Raw genomic sequence first — 15,602 nt, 5'->3', positions numbered from 1 at the left:
CTCGGAGACCACGTCGTCCGTGGTGTCCTCGACGGCTTCGTTCACGAGATCAACCCCACTCTCTTCATCAGCCAGGGCAGCTCGAGCTTCAGTCCCTGCGACCACACGGCGAAACTGTGGCCCCCGGGAACCTCGTCGTAGCGCACGTCCATTCCAGCAGCCTTCGCCGCTTGATACATCGTTTGCTGGCCAGGCTTGTAGTCGTTGTCGTCGGCGCCGACGACGAATGCTCCACCCGAGTTCGGGAACTGCTCGGACTTCAGCAGATCGAGCGGGTTGACCGCGACGAACGCCGCATCGTTCCCGCCGAAAGCTTCGTCGACCGTGCGGGTCCGGTCACCCAGAGTCGGCTCGACCTGGCCCGACAGATCCAGGAACGTCGGATAGACGTCGGGATGATTCGTCGCCATCTGTATCGAGCAGGTACCGCCGTACGACAGGCCACCGATGATCCAGCTCCGGGGATCGGTCGACACCTGCAAGTTCTGCTTGATCCACGCCGGCACGTCCTGAGATAGGTACGTCGCGACGTTGCCGAGAGGCGAGTCGACGCACAACGGATTGGCGAGTGTCGACCCTGTCGCGTCGGCCACGACCACGACCGGCGCGAGACCGCCGTGGTCCCGCGCGAAGGCGTCCATGGTCTCGGCCAGCTTGCCGCCCTTCAGCCAGTCGTCCGGCTCACCCGGCTGTCCGGCGAGGAGAACGAGGACCGGCAGTAGCGGACGTGGATTCGCGAAGTACGACGGCGGCAGATAGATCTCGGCCTGCCTGGCCGAGAACGACGACGCCGTCGGAGGAATGGTGACCGACGTCAACTTGCCGGCCGACGGCATCGACGACGGCGGCTGCCATGCGTCGGACGTCGGATTGCCGCTGACGACCTGCTCCTGCGGCCCCGGTATGTCGGCGATCGAGATCCTGTCGACGTCCTCGACCCCGAACAGCGTCCCGACCGTCGGATACGCGGAGAACACGAGGTTGACGTGGGCGGACGCCGCCAGCACGACGAGAACGGCCGCGATCACCGATGCCGCCTTCGCCAGCACTCCCCGGGCAGCGATGGTGCGCGGTACGACGAGCAGCACCGCGGCGAGCCCGATGCCGATCCAGACGTAGATCTCCGTTTCGATGGGGTCGGGGAACGGACGCCACACCTTCTCGACGACGTAATAGAGCACCACACCGATCACGAACGCCGCGGTCGCGCCGATCGGCAGCGCCCGCAGCACATACCAACGCCGCTTCGACACGACCAGCCACACGCCTCCGAGGGCACCGAGAACGGACAGGACCGTCGTCGTGGCGCTACTGACGAATGACAGAGAGACGAACCAGTTCACGCGGTGCCTCCAGTTGTCTCGTCGTCGAGATGCTTCTGCAGAATAAGCGCATTCACCACCGGCCCCCCGAAGCCGACACCGTCCCGTGCGCAATGGACTATGACACATCACACAAGTACCGGCGACGCTTACTACCACCAGTAGTACGCATTCCTGTCGGACTACCCGTAAACTTGGACGAATGGCAGGTCTAGGGGAACTCGAACGCGCAGTGATGGATCATCTGTGGGACTCCGCGGAGCCACAGACTGTTCGGCAGGTGCACGAAGCACTCGCCGCACACCGTGAGTTGGCCTACACGACCGTCATGACGGTTCTGCAGCGTCTCGCGAAGAAGCAACTGGTGAAGCAGCAACGCGACGACCGCGCACACCGCTACGCCCCGTTGCACGGGCGAGACGAGCTGGTGGCCAGTCTCATGGTGGATGCGCTCGCGCAGGCTCCCGAGTCCGGAGGGCGTGCAGCAGCACTCGTTCACTTCGTCGGACAGGTGGGCGCCGACGAAGCGGCAGCTCTCCGTGACGCTCTCGCCGCGCTCGAGGTGGCACAATCGGGTGGACGTGCCGGCTCGGCCGAAGCCGGACGACAATCGGACTGACCCCAGCCCTCGGTTAGTGAGGAAATGAACTCCACCACAGCTCTGGTCTTCGCGCTACTTGCTCTGCTGCTCGCCGGGCCGGTTCCTGCCGTCCTGAGCAGGGCTACGTGGCCGTATCGAGCTCCTCGTGCAGCCCTCGTGCTGTGGCAGGCGATCGCCATCGCCGCAGTGTTCTCTGCGTTCTCCTCCGGCCTCGCCATCGGAGGGCTGCTGCTGGTCCCTGGCCCCGACGGCCGCCCGACGACGGCACCGACCGACGAAATCGATGCCCTCGGCCTGCCGCTGTGGCTTCTGTACGTCGTCGTTCTCGCGATCACCTTGGGTATCGGCGCGAAACTGATCTTCTCCGTGGTCCAGGTCGCCGTGCGCACGCGTCGCCGTCGCGCGCGGCACCGCGTTCTGGTCGACCTGCTCGACCGCAGCAGCGACGACGGTCGGCCGTTCCCCGGAGTCCGAGACGCGGATGTTCGAGTGCTCGACGCAGTCGAACCCATCGCGTACTGCCTGCCGGGCCTGAGGCAGCGAGTCGTACTGAGCGAAGGCGTTCTGACCAATCTTTCTCGCTCCGAGGTCAAGGCCATCCTCTCCCACGAACGCTCCCACCTGAGGTCGCGTCATGACCTGGTCCTCGAAGCGTTCACCGCGGTCAACGAAGCGTTTCCCCGCATCGTCCGTAGCAAGTCGGCTCTGGGCAGCGTCCAACTGCTGGTCGAACTGCTCGCCGACGATTCGGCAGTCAAGGTGACCGGACCGACTCCCCTCGCCCGCGCGTTGGTGACATGTGCAGGTTCGACCGCTCCCCGGGGCGCGCTGGCAGCGGGTGGACCCAGCACCTTGATTCGAGTGCAGAGGCTGGCGGGTCCCCGCAGCGACATGCCGCTCAGCGTCGCCGCGTACGCAGCGGCGGCGGTGATTCTCGTCGTGCCGACCATCTTCGTCGCCATGCCGTGGCTCGAAGAGCTCAGCCGACTGCTCGGCCACCGCTAGCAGTCGGCCAGCTCACAACTGTTCGAATCGAGGAATCGAACAGTTGTCGCGTACACTCGATCGAGGTCGCCATCGCGGCCACGAAATTCGAAAAGGCACAGGCAGCTCCATTCTGCGCGACTTCAGTTCGCTCATCGATGGCCAGGTGACAGTGCCCTGGCTCGTCTCACTGTTTTGGCTGTGCCCACGTCTTCGATCGGCGTTTTCTACGGCTGTGGCTTCGTGGCGTGCCCGTAATCCGGAGAGGTTCAACTGCGTGACCCACGCTGTTCCATCTAGTACATCCGTTTCTCCTACCGCGGACGCCGACGACGCGACCGTCACATTCGCCGAGCTCGGCCTACCCGAGCCCGTTGTCGCCGCACTCGCGCGCAACTCCATCACGGTGCCGTCGCCGATTCAGGCCAAGGCGCTTCCCGACGCCATCGCCGGCAAGAACGTTCTCGGTCGCGCTCAGACCGGCTCGGGTAAGACCCTTGCCTTCGGCCTGCCGATTCTGGCGCGCCTCGCACAGCACACGGATCGTCCCGCTGCGAAGCGACCCCGTGCGCTGGTCCTCGTTCCTACCCGTGAGCTGGCATTCCAGGTCGTCGACTCGCTGTCTCCGTACGCCGGAGCAGTCGGACTGAACGTGCGCGCCGCTGTCGGTGGCACGCCGTTCAACAAGCAGGTCGAGCAGCTGCGACGCGGCATCGACGTCTTCGTCGCAACTCCCGGTCGGCTTGCCGACCACCTCCGCCAGGGCACGTGCGTCCTGGACGCCATCGAGATCACGGCCCTGGACGAGGCCGATCAGATGGCCGACATGGGCTTCCTGCCCGAGGTTCGCGCCGTGCTGGCCGAGACCCCGTCCGACGGACAGCGGTTGCTGTTCTCGGCGACGCTCGACCGCGAGGTGCAGTCCCTCGTTCGCCAGTTCCTGCCCGACCACGTCGAGCACTCGACGCAGGACGGCAAGGCGAGCGTCCGCACCATGGACCACTACATGCTGATGGTCGATCGTGGCCAGAAAGACCTCGTGCTGTCCGAGATCGGCGCTCGCGAGGGTGGCCGCACCATCATGTTCGCGCGTACCAAGCTCGGGTGCGACGGCATCACCGATCGCCTGCGCGCAGTGGGCGTCGCTGCGGAGTCCCTGCACGGCGGTAAAGCACAGAACCAGCGCACCCGTGTCCTCGAGCGTTTCAAGAGTGGGCGAACACCGGTTCTGGTCGCCACCGACGTCGCTGCCCGCGGTATTCACGTCGACGGCATCGATCTCGTCGTGCACGTCGATCCCCCGGCCGACCACAAGGACTACCTGCACCGCGCAGGCCGTACGGCTCGTGCCGGCGAGAAGGGAACGGTCGTCGCGATCGTTCTGCCGAACCAGCGTCGACAGATTCAGCGTCTGACCGGAATGGCCGGGGTCAAGGCCACCTCCGTGAACGTCGCACCGGGGTCCGCCGAATTGACCGACATCACCGGTGCACAGAAGCCGTCGGGCGAGCCGTTGCGCGCGGTCAGCAGCGGTGTGCGCGATCGACGTGACGACCGGCCTCGTTCCGGCGGCTACCAGGGCGACCGGCCTCGTTCCGGCGGCTACCAGGGTGACCGCCCCCGCACCGGCGGCTACCAAGGCGACCGGCCCCGCACCGGCGGCTACCAAGGCGACCGCCCCCGCACCGGCGGCTACCAAGGCGACCGCCCCCGCACCGGCGGCTACCAAGGCGACCGGCCTCGCACCGGCGGCTACCAAGGCGACCGCCCCCGCACCGGCGGCTACCAAGGCGACCGCCCCCGCACCGGCGGCTACCAAGGCGACCGCCCCCGCACCGGCGGCTACCAAGGCGACCGCCCCCGCACCGGCGGCTACCAAGGCGACCGGCCTCGCACCGGCGGCTACCAGGGCGACAACCCTCGTACCCGGCCCAGCTACGCCCAGGACGACGCGAAGGCCGGCGGTTTCCGTAGCCGCACCGAGCGCCGCTCCTACGACGGATTCGACGGGCCTGCACGCGCCCGGTAATTTCGTTCGGAATTCCTGATCGTCCGATGGCTGCCACCTCTTCCGAGGTGGCAGCCATCGTGCTTTCCGTGCGTCGGACAACCGGCGAAACGATGGGATCCTCGGCCTGAAGCGGGGACCGCTTCGCTTGTCGTACGTTCGCGCGCCCGGCATGAAAAGCTGTACCTATGACCTCAGCAGTGAACTCGTCAGAACTCGCCCAGATCGGCGTCACCGGACTCGCCGTGATGGGCTCGAACATCGCCCGAAATTTCGCGCGCCACGGACACACCGTCGCGCTGCACAACCGCAGCATCGCCAAGACCGACGCATTGCTCGAGGAGCACGGAAGCGAAGGAAAGTTCGTCCGTACGGAGACGATCGAGGAATTCGTCGCCGCATTGCAGAAGCCACGCCGAGTCCTGATCATGGTCAAGGCAGGCGACCCCACCGATGCCGTCATCGAGGAGCTCGCGTCCGCGATGGAAGAGGGCGACATCATCATCGACGGCGGTAACGCGCTGTACACCGACACCATTCGCCGTGAGGCGTCCCTCAAGGAGCGTGGACTGCACTTCGTCGGTGCAGGCATCTCCGGCGGCGAGGAGGGAGCGCTGAACGGCCCCTCGATCATGCCCGGCGGTCCGGCCGAGTCGTACAAGGCTCTGGGCCCCCTGCTCGAGTCGATCGCCGCTCAGGTCGACGGCACCCCGTGCTGCACCCACATCGGTCCCGACGGTTCGGGTCACTTCGTGAAGATGGTCCACAACGGCATCGAGTACGCCGACATGCAGCTGATCGGCGAGGCGTACAACCTGTTCCGCGACGCACTCGACCTCACCCCGGCCCAGATCGCCGACGTCTTCACCGAATGGAACAACGGTGACCTCGAGAGCTACCTCGTCGAAATCACCGCGGAGGTGCTGAAGCAGGTCGACGCGAAGACGGGCCAGCCGCTCGTCGACGTCATCGTCGACGCTGCCGAGCAGAAGGGCACCGGACGGTGGACCGTCAAGGCCGCACTGGACCTCGGCGTCCCGGTCACCGGCATCGCCGAGGCTGTCTTCGCTCGTGCACTGTCCGGTTCGCGCACTCAGCGGAAAGCCGCCGTCGGCCTTGCGTCGGGCACGTTGTCCGAGAAGCCGTCCGATGCCGAGCAGTTCACGCACGACATCAGCCGCGCGCTGTACGCATCGAAGATCGTCGCGTACGCGCAGGGATTCGACCAGATCGCCGCAGGCAGTGCCGAGTACGACTGGAACCTCCACCCCGGTGACCTTGCGACGATCTGGCGCGGTGGCTGCATCATCCGTGCACGTTTCCTCGACCGCATCAAGGACGCGTACGACGACAATGCCGAGCTTCCCAGCCTGATCCTGGCGCCGTACTTCCGCGAGGCGATCGAGAACGCGATCGACAGCTGGCGCCGCGTCGTCATCACGGCTGCGTCGCTCGGCATTCCGGTGCCTGCGTTCGCGTCGTCGCTCGCGTACTACGACGCGCTTCGCGCCGAGCGTCTGCCGGCGGCGCTGACCCAGGGACAACGGGACTTCTTCGGGGCGCACACCTACGAGCGCACCGATTCCGAGGGCAAGTTCCACACACTGTGGAGCGGCGACCGCTCCGAGGTGGAGGCCTAGTAACCCACCGCCGCGACGAGCCGCCGGTCACGACACTCGCAGAGATGTCGTGACCGGCGGCTCGCTGTCACCATGCGCCGGCGTCGTACCACCCCGGCGGTGGACCGAGGACCGGTTGGACGATGGTCGATGGGACGTCACCCTCCCACGGCAAGACGCCCTCGCAGTCTCTCCAGACGGCCTGGACGGCCCGTACCGAAGCTGGAGAATAGATGCCGTTCGCCATTGCCAACCACTCGTCGGTACGGTCGACGTCGACGACATAGAAGTCGAAACCCGCTGCCGAGACGTGCATTCCGGCGACCAGACGATCTCCACCGATCACCACACGTCGCGCCAGCGCGTTCAATATCGCGGCGGAATCCGACGGGTCCCGGCCGGTCACCACGATCTCGGGGTGAACGTGGGCGGTCAAACCGATCGTGTAACAGAACGCGGGATCGATCCTGCCGTGCGGCAGGTCGGCGAGCGATCCTCGGGTGTCGGACTCGACGTACTGCAGCGCCCACCCGTGTTTGTCGATCAGTTCTTCGATACTGCGTAGGTACTCCGGAAACGATCGGCCCTCACACATAGCGCACATGGCTCCCCCAAGCTCTCGACGTGGTGCTCGACAATCGATCGAACACATGTTCTCGCCGCGCATGTTGACTCGAGGCACCGACAGAAACCCGCCACAGCGGTACTGTTCCGCTATGACGCGCCCTCGTACGTTCGACCACGTGAGGTGACGGGCGAGATGCCCGTGCTGGCGATCGTCCTCGCTCTCGTCGCAGCGTTTCTCTTCGCGTGCGCGTCGGTGGCGCAACAAAGTGCCGCGGCTGCGGTACCCGAGGGCGAATCCTTGGTCGCTTCGCTCGTTCGCAGTCCGCGGTGGTGGGCCGGTGTCCTCGGCGACGTGGGCGGGTACGCCGTTCAGGTCGCGGCGCTCTGGGCTGGATCCGTACTGCTGGTTCAACCACTGCTGGTGTCGATGCTGTTGTTCGCGCTGCCGCTGTCGGCCAAGTTCTCCGGCTACCGAATGACGCGGACGACATGGGTTCTCGCGATCTCCCTCGCTCTCGCGCTTGCGGTGTTCATCGTCGTCGGCGATCCCACCGAGGGACATGCGAATGCACCGCTGTCGCAATGGATCGTGCCTCTGGTGATTGCGTTCGGCGTCGTGCTTGCCTGTATTGCTGCGGGCTCGATGTCGAGAAGACCCGGGTCCCGTGCGCTGCTTCTGGGCGCCGCGGGTGGACTGTTGTTCGGAATGGCCGTCGCGTTCACGAAGTTCGTGACCGACCTGGTCGAGCATGATGCGATGACCGCAGTGACTGCGTGGCAGACCTATGCACTGGTCTTCTGCGGCATAGCAGGCTTCTACCTGCAGCAACGCGCATTCCAGTCCGGGCCGCTGTCTGCTTCGCTCCCCGCCGTCACGATCGGCGAACCCTTCGGAGCGGCCTTCCTCGGCATCACGGTTCTGGACGAGCGCGTGCGCCACGATGCTTTCGAGCTGACCGTCATCGCCGCTGCCGTCGCCGTCATGATCTACGCGACGATCACCTTGTCACGCTCGCAGGCGGAGGTCACCGCACACGCGGACGCCGTCTGACCGGTACGCTGGCGCACCGTGCAGTTCCTCGATGGCCAGCAGCCCCCGTACGACTTGACCTACGACGACGTCTTCCTGGTGCCCAACAGGACCGACGTGACGAGCCGGTTCGACGTCGACCTCTCGACCGTCGACGGATCCGGAACCACCATCCCGATCGTCGTCTCCAACATGACCGCTGTCGCCGGTCGTCGTATGGCGGAAACCGTCGCGCGACGCGGTGGGATCACGGTCATTCCCCAGGATCTTCCGGTCGCAGCCGTGGCGGACACCGTCGCATTCGTCAAGAGCCGCGATCTGGTGGCCGACACCCCCGTCGTCCTCGGTCCCGACGCGTCGGTGTCCGATGCACTCGCGTTGATGCACAAGCGTTCACACGGCGCCGTCGTGGTCGTCGAGGCAGGCAAGCCTGTCGGAGTCGTCACCGAGAGCGCCTGCACCGATGTCGACCGCTTCGCACGGCTCAGTTCGGTGGCCGTCACCGATTTCGTGACGGTGTCCTCGGACGCCACTCCTCGCGCGGTGTTCGAGTCGCTCGAGGCGTCACACGAGGGCCTGGCCGTTCTCGTGGCTCCGGACGGAACCCTCGCCGGCGTCCTCACTCGCACGGGCGCGATCCGGACCGGTATCTACACACCGGCCGTCGACGCCGCAGGCAAGCTTCGGATCGCAGCAGCGGTGGGCATCAACGGCGACGTCGCCGCGAAGGCGAAGGCACTCGTCGAGGCGGGCGCCGATCTGCTCGTCGTCGACACCGCGCACGGACATCAGGAGAAGATGATCGAAGCGCTGTCAGCCATCAAGGCGTTGGACCTGCCGGTCCCCCTCGCCGCCGGAAACGTGGTCTCGGCAGCGGGTACACGCGATCTCGTGCAGGCAGGCGCGGACATCGTGAAGGTCGGCGTCGGCCCAGGCGCGATGTGCACGACTCGCATGATGACCGGTGTGGGGCGGCCTCAGTTCTCCGCCGTCGCGGAATGTTCCGCCGCCGCGGCGGAACTCGGCGCGTCGGTCTGGGCCGACGGCGGTGTGCGCCACCCTCGCGACGTCGCCCTGGCGCTCGCTGCAGGCGCGGCGAACGTGATGATCGGCTCGTGGTTCGCCGGGACGTACGAGTCACCGGGTGATCTGCGATTCGATCCCGCGGGCAACGCCTACAAGGAGAGCTTCGGCATGGCGTCCAAGCGTGCCGTGGCGGCGAGGACTGCAACCGACAGCGCCTTCGACCGCGCACGAAAGGGTCTGTTCGAAGAAGGCATTTCGAGCTCGCGGATGCGGCTGGACCCCGATCGTCCCGGCGTCGAAGATCTGATCGACCACATCTGCTCGGGGGTCCGAAGCACCTGCACCTACGCGGGCGCGCGAACGCTACCGGAACTTCACGAACGCGCCGTCCTGGGCGTTCAGTCCGCTGCCGGCTTCGCCGAGGGACGCCCGCTGCCCAGCGGATGGTGACGTCCGCCGCGGCACACGGGCGCGTCGTCGGCCCTAGACGTTAGACTGAAGGCTTCGCGATTCATCGAACATCCTTCGGCCCGGTTCACGGACGTACGTGCGTGAACCGGGTTCGGTGGAACAACGGAAAGGAACAAGGTGCCTGAGGCACCCGTCATCACCAGCGCCGCCGTCGCGTCCAGCGACCAGGGCGACGAGGGCTCCACTTCGGAGGGCTCCTCTATCGAGCCGGGTGACGAACCCGGCGACCTCACTTCCTCTCGATCACCCTCACCATCTCGATCGACACTGCGTCGCCGTTCGCGGCAGCCGGAACCTCACGGCGCCATGCGCCTGTCTCAACTACGGCGGCGATGAGCCATGGACTTGATCCTGAGCATCCTCAGCCTCGTCGGATTCGTCGCACTGACCGCAGGCACTGCTCTCTTCGTCGCAGCCGAGTTCTCGCTGACGGCGCTCGAGAAGAGCGCGGTCGACTCGGCTGCTGCCGCAACGGGCGACATCCGTTCTCGGCAGGTTCAGCGCGCGCACCGAACGCTGTCGTTCCAGCTGTCCGGCGCGCAACTCGGCATCACCATCACGACCCTCATCACCGGCTACCTCGCAGAACCGGTCCTGGCCCGCTTTTTCGTGCCCATCGCGACGGCGCTCGGAGCGTCGGAGTCCCTGGCGTCGGGTCTGTCCCTCGCGGTCGCTCTGATCGTCGCGACGTCGTTCTCCATGATCTTCGGCGAGCTCGTGCCCAAGAACATCGCCATTGCCGAACCCATGGCAACCGCGCGTGCCACCGCCGGATTGATGTCCGGGTTCTCGGCCGTCTTCCGGTGGGCCATCAACGGCCTGAACGGTTCGGCCAACTGGCTGGTTCGCAGACTCGGCGTCGAGCCGGCCGAGGAACTTCGGTCCGCCCGCTCACCACGTGAGTTGAGCTCGCTGGTGCGGACATCGGCCCAGCACGGTTCGCTCGACGAGAGCACTGCCCGTCTCGTCGGCAGATCTCTGCAGTTCGGCGAGCGCACCGCCGAGGAACTGATGACGCCCCGGGTGAAAGTCGAATCGCTGTCGGTGTCCGACACCGCGTCCGACTTGATCGAGACGGCGTCGCGCACGGGCTTCTCCCGATTTCCCGTCGTCGACGGCGATTTGGACGACACCGTGGGTGTCGTCCATCTGAAACATGCGTTCGCCGTGCCCGCGGGGCGGCGAAGCGAGACCCTGCTCGACACGCTCGCCCAGGATGTGCCCGTCGTTCCGTCCAGCCTGGACGGCGACTCGGTCATGGAACGGGTGCGGGCGGACGGAATGCAGGTCGCACTCGTCGTCGACGAGTACGGCGGCACCGCAGGAATGGTGACCATGGAGGACCTCATCGAGGAGATCCTCGGAGACGTGCACGACGAGCACGACGAACCGGAAATCGACGTGCAGAGATTCGGCGACGGTTGGCTCTGCTCCGGCCTGCTTCGGATCGACGAGGTCGCCGCCGCGACCGGGTATCACGCCCCCGAAGGCGAGTACGAGACCATCGGCGGTCTGGTTCTGTCCGAACTGGGCAGAATCCCGACCGCAGGCGACAAGGTGGTACTCCCCCGCTTGGCGTCCGACGATCCGGCGGACTCCAGCGGCGGTTGGGTCGCTCGAGTCACCCGCATGGATGGTCGACGAATCGACAGAATCATGCTCCAGCCCGTAGCCGCCGAAACGGTGGCACAGATCAGCGCGGAGGAGAACGCACGTGGGTGACGTACTCGCCGTTCTGCTGGCGGTTCTACTGCTCGGCGGCAACGCATTTTTCGTGGGCGCCGAGTTCTCGTTGATCTCGGCACGACGCGACCGGCTGGAATCACAGCTCGCACAGGGCAAGAAGCGTGCAAAGTCGGTGATCGAGGCCGGCCAGAATCTGTCCCTCATGCTCGCGGCAGCGCAGCTGGGCATCACGATCTGTTCCATTCTGCTCGGGCGCGTCGGTGAACCTGCGGTCGCGCACCTGTTCGAGAAGCCGATGGATCTGCTCGGCGTCCCGGAAGCACTGCTGCACCCGATCGCGTTCACGATCTCGCTGGCTCTCGTCGTCGTGCTGCACATCCTGATCGGCGAGATGGTTCCGAAGAACATCGCCATCGCGGGCCCCGAGCGCACGGCGATGCTGCTCGTTCCGGTGCATCTGATGTTCATCAAGGTCGCCAAGCCGCTGATTTCGTTCTACAACCTGTGCGCCAACCTCACGCTGCGTGCTGTGCGGATCGAACCGAAGGACGAACTGGAGTCGTCGGTGTCGGCCGACGAGTTGTCTCAGATGATCGGCGAGTCACGATCCGAGGGCCTGATCGACGAGGAGGAACACCGTCGCCTCACACAAGCCCTCGATATCTCCGGACGCACGGTGGCCGAAGTTCTGATTCCGTTCGCGGAGGTGAGGACCGTTCGCTCGGCGAGTGCGACGTCGGGACCCACACTGGGTTCGGTGGAGGACGCCGTCGTCGCCACCGGCTTCTCGCGGTACCCGGTGCAAACAGCGGACGGTTCGCTCGCCGGCTATCTGCACCTGAAAGACGTCCTCGAGTACATGCTCGACGACACCGCAGGACCGGACACCGAGATACCCCGTGCGCAGGTCCGACGCCTACCCGTCATCGCGTCCGAGACGACGATCGACGACGCACTGACGCGGCTGCGTCGGATGAGCAGTCACCTCGGGGCAGTTCGTGACGCCACAGGAGCCACGGTCGGGATCGTCGCTCTCGAAGACCTCGTCGAGGAGTTCGTCGGCACGGTGCGCGACGGTACCCACCGGGTCGCCGACCCGACGCCCGGGCATCCGGCGCGCGGGAGTGGTTCGTCCTGATCGCCACACGTTCGGTTCTGCCGGAACAGGAATGGACGGCGATGCGGGCCGCTCACCTGGACCGCGTGGATCGGCTGGTGGGCGATTATCTCGCGGAGCGTGCTCGGGGCGCGACGCACCCGGTCCTGGACTTCCTGTTCACCTACTACAGCTTCAAGCCTGGACATCTCCGTCGTTGGAACCCCGGCTACGGTGTCGTGCTCGCGGGCGACGCCGCGCGTGACTACGCCGGTTTCGCGTCGTACGAGCTACACGACGGTCCCGACGGCGGCATTCGAGTCCGTGAGTCGGTGCTGGACTCACGTCGGTCCGCCGTCGAATTCACCCTGGGTCTTCTCCGGGCGACCGCAGCGCGACTGCCCCACCACGGCTGCTTCGGACTGCACGAGTGGGCCATGGTCTACCGCGGCGGGCACGAGGCGCTTCGACACGGTTCGGTGCCGCTTCGACTGGGCCACGACGGCACCGATGCCGTAGTCGATTCGATGACGATTCGGTGCACGCACTACGACGCTTTCCGCTTCTTCACCGACGACGCCGTACCCCGTAATCTGTTGCAGCTCGCGCCGTCGAGCCGGGTCGAGACGGAGCAACCGGGGTGCGTCCACGCGAGCATGGACCTGTACAAGTGGAGCTACAAACTCGCACCCTTGATCGATTCCGATCTCGTCACCGACTGCTTCGAATTGGCCCTTGCCGCACGCACTGTCGACATGCGGGCGAGTCCGTACGACCTGTCGGATTACGGCCTGGCTCCGATCGCCATCGAGACACCCGGTGGTCGGTCCGAATACGTGCGCGCGCAAGCCGACCTGACGGCCAGGGCAACCCCTCTCCGACACGCCTTGATCACACGGTGTGAGAACCTACTCGTGAGCGGCGGCGATCCCGCCCGACCTACTGCCGAGTAACATCGTCCACGATGTCGTTGGGGCGGCCATGGAGTCGCCCGTGACCGGAAAGAGCGAGGGATTCATGACCGATCGCAAAACTGTTGGCGGACTGCAGGTTGCCGAGGTGCTGTACGACTTCGTCCAGAACGAGGCACTTCCGGGTACCGGCGTCGACGCAGACAAGTTCTGGGCGGGCGCGGAAGCCGTCATCACCGACCTGTCCCCGAAGAACAAGGCGCTGCTCGCCGTCCGTGACGAAATCCAGGGCAAGGTCGACGCCTGGCACGGTGAACATGCGGGACCGAACTACGACCGCGCCGCCTACAAGACGTTCCTGAAGGACATCGGCTACCTGACCGACGAGCCGGCCGACTTCCACATCACCACCGCGGGCGTCGACACCGAGATCACCTCGACCGCGGGCCCGCAGCTCGTTGTTCCGGTCCTGAACGCACGCTTCGCGATCAACGCATCGAACGCCCGCTGGGGATCGTTGTACGACGCGCTGTACGGCACCGACGCCATCTCCGAAGAGGGCGGCGCCGAGAAGGGCACCAGCTACAACAAGGTTCGCGGCGACAAGGTCATCGCATTCGCCCGCGAGTTCCTCGACGAGGCAGCGCCCCTGTCGTCCGGTAGCCATGTCGGCACGACCAAGTACGTCGTGGATGCCGCGTCCCTGTCGGTCACGCTCGCCGACGGCTCGACCGTCGGTCTGGCAGATCCGTCGCAGCTCCTCGGCTACCAGGGCACCCCGGATGCGCCGTCGGCAATCCTGCTGCGCCACAACGGTTTGCACCTCGAGATCCAGATCGACGCCGAAAGCCCGATCGGCAAGACCGATGCCGCGGGTGTCAAGGACGTGCTGCTCGAGTCCGCGGTCACCACGATCATGGACTTCGAGGACTCCGTCGCCGCGGTCGACGCCGACGACAAGGTGCTCGGCTACCGCAACTGGCTCGGACTGATGCGCGGCGACCTCGCCGAGGAAGTCACCAAGGGCGGCAAGACCTTCACCCGCACCCTGAACGAGGACCGCGTCTACACCGCGATCGACGGAAGCGAACTGACGCTGCATGGACGTTCGCTGCTGTTCGTGCGCAACGTCGGTCACTTGATGACCTCCGATGCAATTCTGGACGCCGACGGCAACGAGGTCCCCGAAGGCATCCTCGACGCTCTCTTCACCTCGCTTGCCGGTCTGCACTCGCTGACCGAGGACAACGTGCTGAAGAACTCGCGCACGGGCTCGCTGTACATCGTGAAGCCGAAGATGCACGGCCCCGACGAGGTCGCGTTCACCGTCGAGCTGTTCGGGCGCGTCGAGCAGGTCCTCGGCCTGCCGGAGAACACGCTCAAGGTCGGCATCATGGACGAAGAGCGTCGTACGACGGTCAACCTCAAGGCCGCGATCGAGGCCGCGAAGGAACGCGTGGTGTTCATCAACACCGGCTTCCTCGACCGCACCGGCGACGAGATCCACACCTCGATGGAGGCCGGGCCGGTCGTCCCCAAGGGCGAGATGAAGGCACAGACCTGGATCAAGGCCTACGAGGATTTCAATGTCGACACCGGACTCGCCGCAGGCCTCGAAGGTAAGGCGCAGATCGGAAAAGGCATGTGGGCCATGCCCGATCTGATGCACGACATGCTCGAGCAGAAGATCGGCCACCCCAAGGCCGGAGCGAACACCGCCTGGGTGCCGTCGCCGACCGCCGCGACGCTGCACGCCCTGCACTACCACAAGGTCGACGTCTTCGCCCGGCAGGAAGAGATCGCGAAAGCCAAGCGGGCCACCGTCGACGAGATCCTCGAGATCCCGTTGGCACCGGCCACCGACTGGTCGGACGAGCAGAAGCAGCGCGAACTCGACAACAACGCGCAGTCCATCCTCGGCTACGTGGTGCGGTGGATCGACCACGGCGTCGGCTGCTCGAAGGTGCCGGACATCAACGACATCGCGTTGATGGAAGACCGTGCAACGCTGCGTATTTCGAGCCAGTTCCTCGCGAACTGGATTCGGCACGGCATCGTCACCGAGGACCAGGTCCGTGAATCGCTGCAGCGCATGGCACCGGTCGTCGATCGCCAGAACGCAGGAGACCCGGCATACAAGAACCTGGCACCGGACTTCGACTCGAACATCGCCTTCCAAGCAGCCAGCGACCTGATCTTCCAGGGCGCCGGCCAGCCCAACGGCTACACCGAGCCGATCCTGCACCGCCGCCGCCGCGAGTACAAGGCGGCCGCCAAGTAG

Annotated in this window: 12 protein-coding genes; 10 read left to right on the top strand and 2 right to left on the bottom strand. The window is 65.8% G+C overall.

Annotation, left to right across the window (positions count from 1 at the left end; translation table 11 throughout):
* Window positions 1–41: 41 nt before the first annotated feature.
* Window positions 42–1,343, bottom strand: a complete 1,302-nt coding sequence (locus DK926_RS14345) for an alpha/beta hydrolase-fold protein (RefSeq protein ID WP_114330970.1) — start codon at window positions 1,341–1,343, stop codon at window positions 42–44.
* A 181-nt stretch (window positions 1,344–1,524) separates the two neighbouring features.
* Here DK926_RS14345 and DK926_RS14340 point away from each other — a divergent pair, with 181 nt between their 5' ends.
* From DK926_RS14340 to gndA, 4 genes are all read left to right on the top strand, one after another.
* Window positions 1,525–1,941, top strand: coding sequence for a BlaI/MecI/CopY family transcriptional regulator (locus tag DK926_RS14340; RefSeq protein WP_068431181.1), 417 nt, complete (start codon window positions 1,525–1,527; stop codon window positions 1,939–1,941).
* Window positions 1,942–1,965: 24 nt separating this feature from the next.
* Entirely contained in the window at window positions 1,966–2,928 is a 963-nt protein-coding gene (locus DK926_RS14335) for a M56 family metallopeptidase (RefSeq protein WP_068431184.1), read from the top strand.
* Between the two features lie 256 nt (window positions 2,929–3,184).
* On the top strand, window positions 3,185–4,936 hold the full coding sequence (locus DK926_RS14330; RefSeq protein ID WP_114331022.1) for a DEAD/DEAH box helicase: 1,752 nt from the start codon (window positions 3,185–3,187) through the stop codon (window positions 4,934–4,936).
* Between the two features lie 167 nt (window positions 4,937–5,103).
* The gene (gene gndA, locus DK926_RS14325; RefSeq protein ID WP_114330969.1) at window positions 5,104–6,555 is read left to right on the top strand and encodes an NADP-dependent phosphogluconate dehydrogenase; all 1,452 of its coding nucleotides are present in this window, start codon (window positions 5,104–5,106) and stop codon (window positions 6,553–6,555) included.
* Between the two features lie 67 nt (window positions 6,556–6,622).
* On the opposite strand, the gene DK926_RS14320 is transcribed toward gndA, so the two are convergent.
* The gene (locus tag DK926_RS14320) at window positions 6,623–7,129 is read right to left on the bottom strand and encodes a DUF4262 domain-containing protein (RefSeq protein ID WP_243636808.1); all 507 of its coding nucleotides are present in this window, start codon (window positions 7,127–7,129) and stop codon (window positions 6,623–6,625) included.
* Between the two features lie 165 nt (window positions 7,130–7,294).
* Here DK926_RS14320 and DK926_RS14315 point away from each other — a divergent pair, with 165 nt between their 5' ends.
* The 6 genes from DK926_RS14315 (at window position 7,295) to DK926_RS14290 (ending at window position 15,602) form a co-directional block, all read left to right on the top strand.
* Window positions 7,295–8,152, top strand: a complete 858-nt coding sequence (locus DK926_RS14315) for a DMT family transporter (RefSeq protein WP_114331021.1) — start codon at window positions 7,295–7,297, stop codon at window positions 8,150–8,152.
* An 18-nt stretch (window positions 8,153–8,170) separates the two neighbouring features.
* A complete protein-coding gene (locus tag DK926_RS14310) occupies window positions 8,171–9,607 on the top strand; it encodes a GuaB1 family IMP dehydrogenase-related protein (protein WP_114330967.1) in 1,437 nt (478 codons plus the stop codon).
* Between the two features lie 360 nt (window positions 9,608–9,967).
* The gene (locus DK926_RS14305) at window positions 9,968–11,350 is read left to right on the top strand and encodes a hemolysin family protein (protein ID WP_114330966.1); all 1,383 of its coding nucleotides are present in this window, start codon (window positions 9,968–9,970) and stop codon (window positions 11,348–11,350) included.
* A complete protein-coding gene (locus DK926_RS14300) occupies window positions 11,343–12,452 on the top strand; it encodes a hemolysin family protein (RefSeq protein WP_114330965.1) in 1,110 nt (369 codons plus the stop codon). Before DK926_RS14305 ends, DK926_RS14300 begins: the two co-directional genes overlap by 8 nt.
* A 41-nt stretch (window positions 12,453–12,493) precedes the next feature.
* Window positions 12,494–13,363: a 3-methyladenine DNA glycosylase gene (locus DK926_RS14295; protein ID WP_207890821.1), complete on the top strand. Its 870-nt coding sequence runs from the start codon at window positions 12,494–12,496 to the stop codon at window positions 13,361–13,363.
* Between the two features lie 64 nt (window positions 13,364–13,427).
* Window positions 13,428–15,602 (top strand): malate synthase G, encoded by a 2,175-nt coding sequence (locus tag DK926_RS14290; RefSeq protein ID WP_114331020.1) that lies wholly within the window; start codon window positions 13,428–13,430, stop codon window positions 15,600–15,602.

The organism is Rhodococcus sp. Eu-32 (genome assembly GCF_003336925.1).
Lineage (GTDB): Bacteria > Actinomycetota > Actinomycetes > Mycobacteriales > Mycobacteriaceae > Rhodococcoides > Rhodococcoides kyotonensis_B.
Note: the sequence above shows the minus strand (reverse complement) of the source record. Positions and strands in the feature narration are given on the sequence as shown.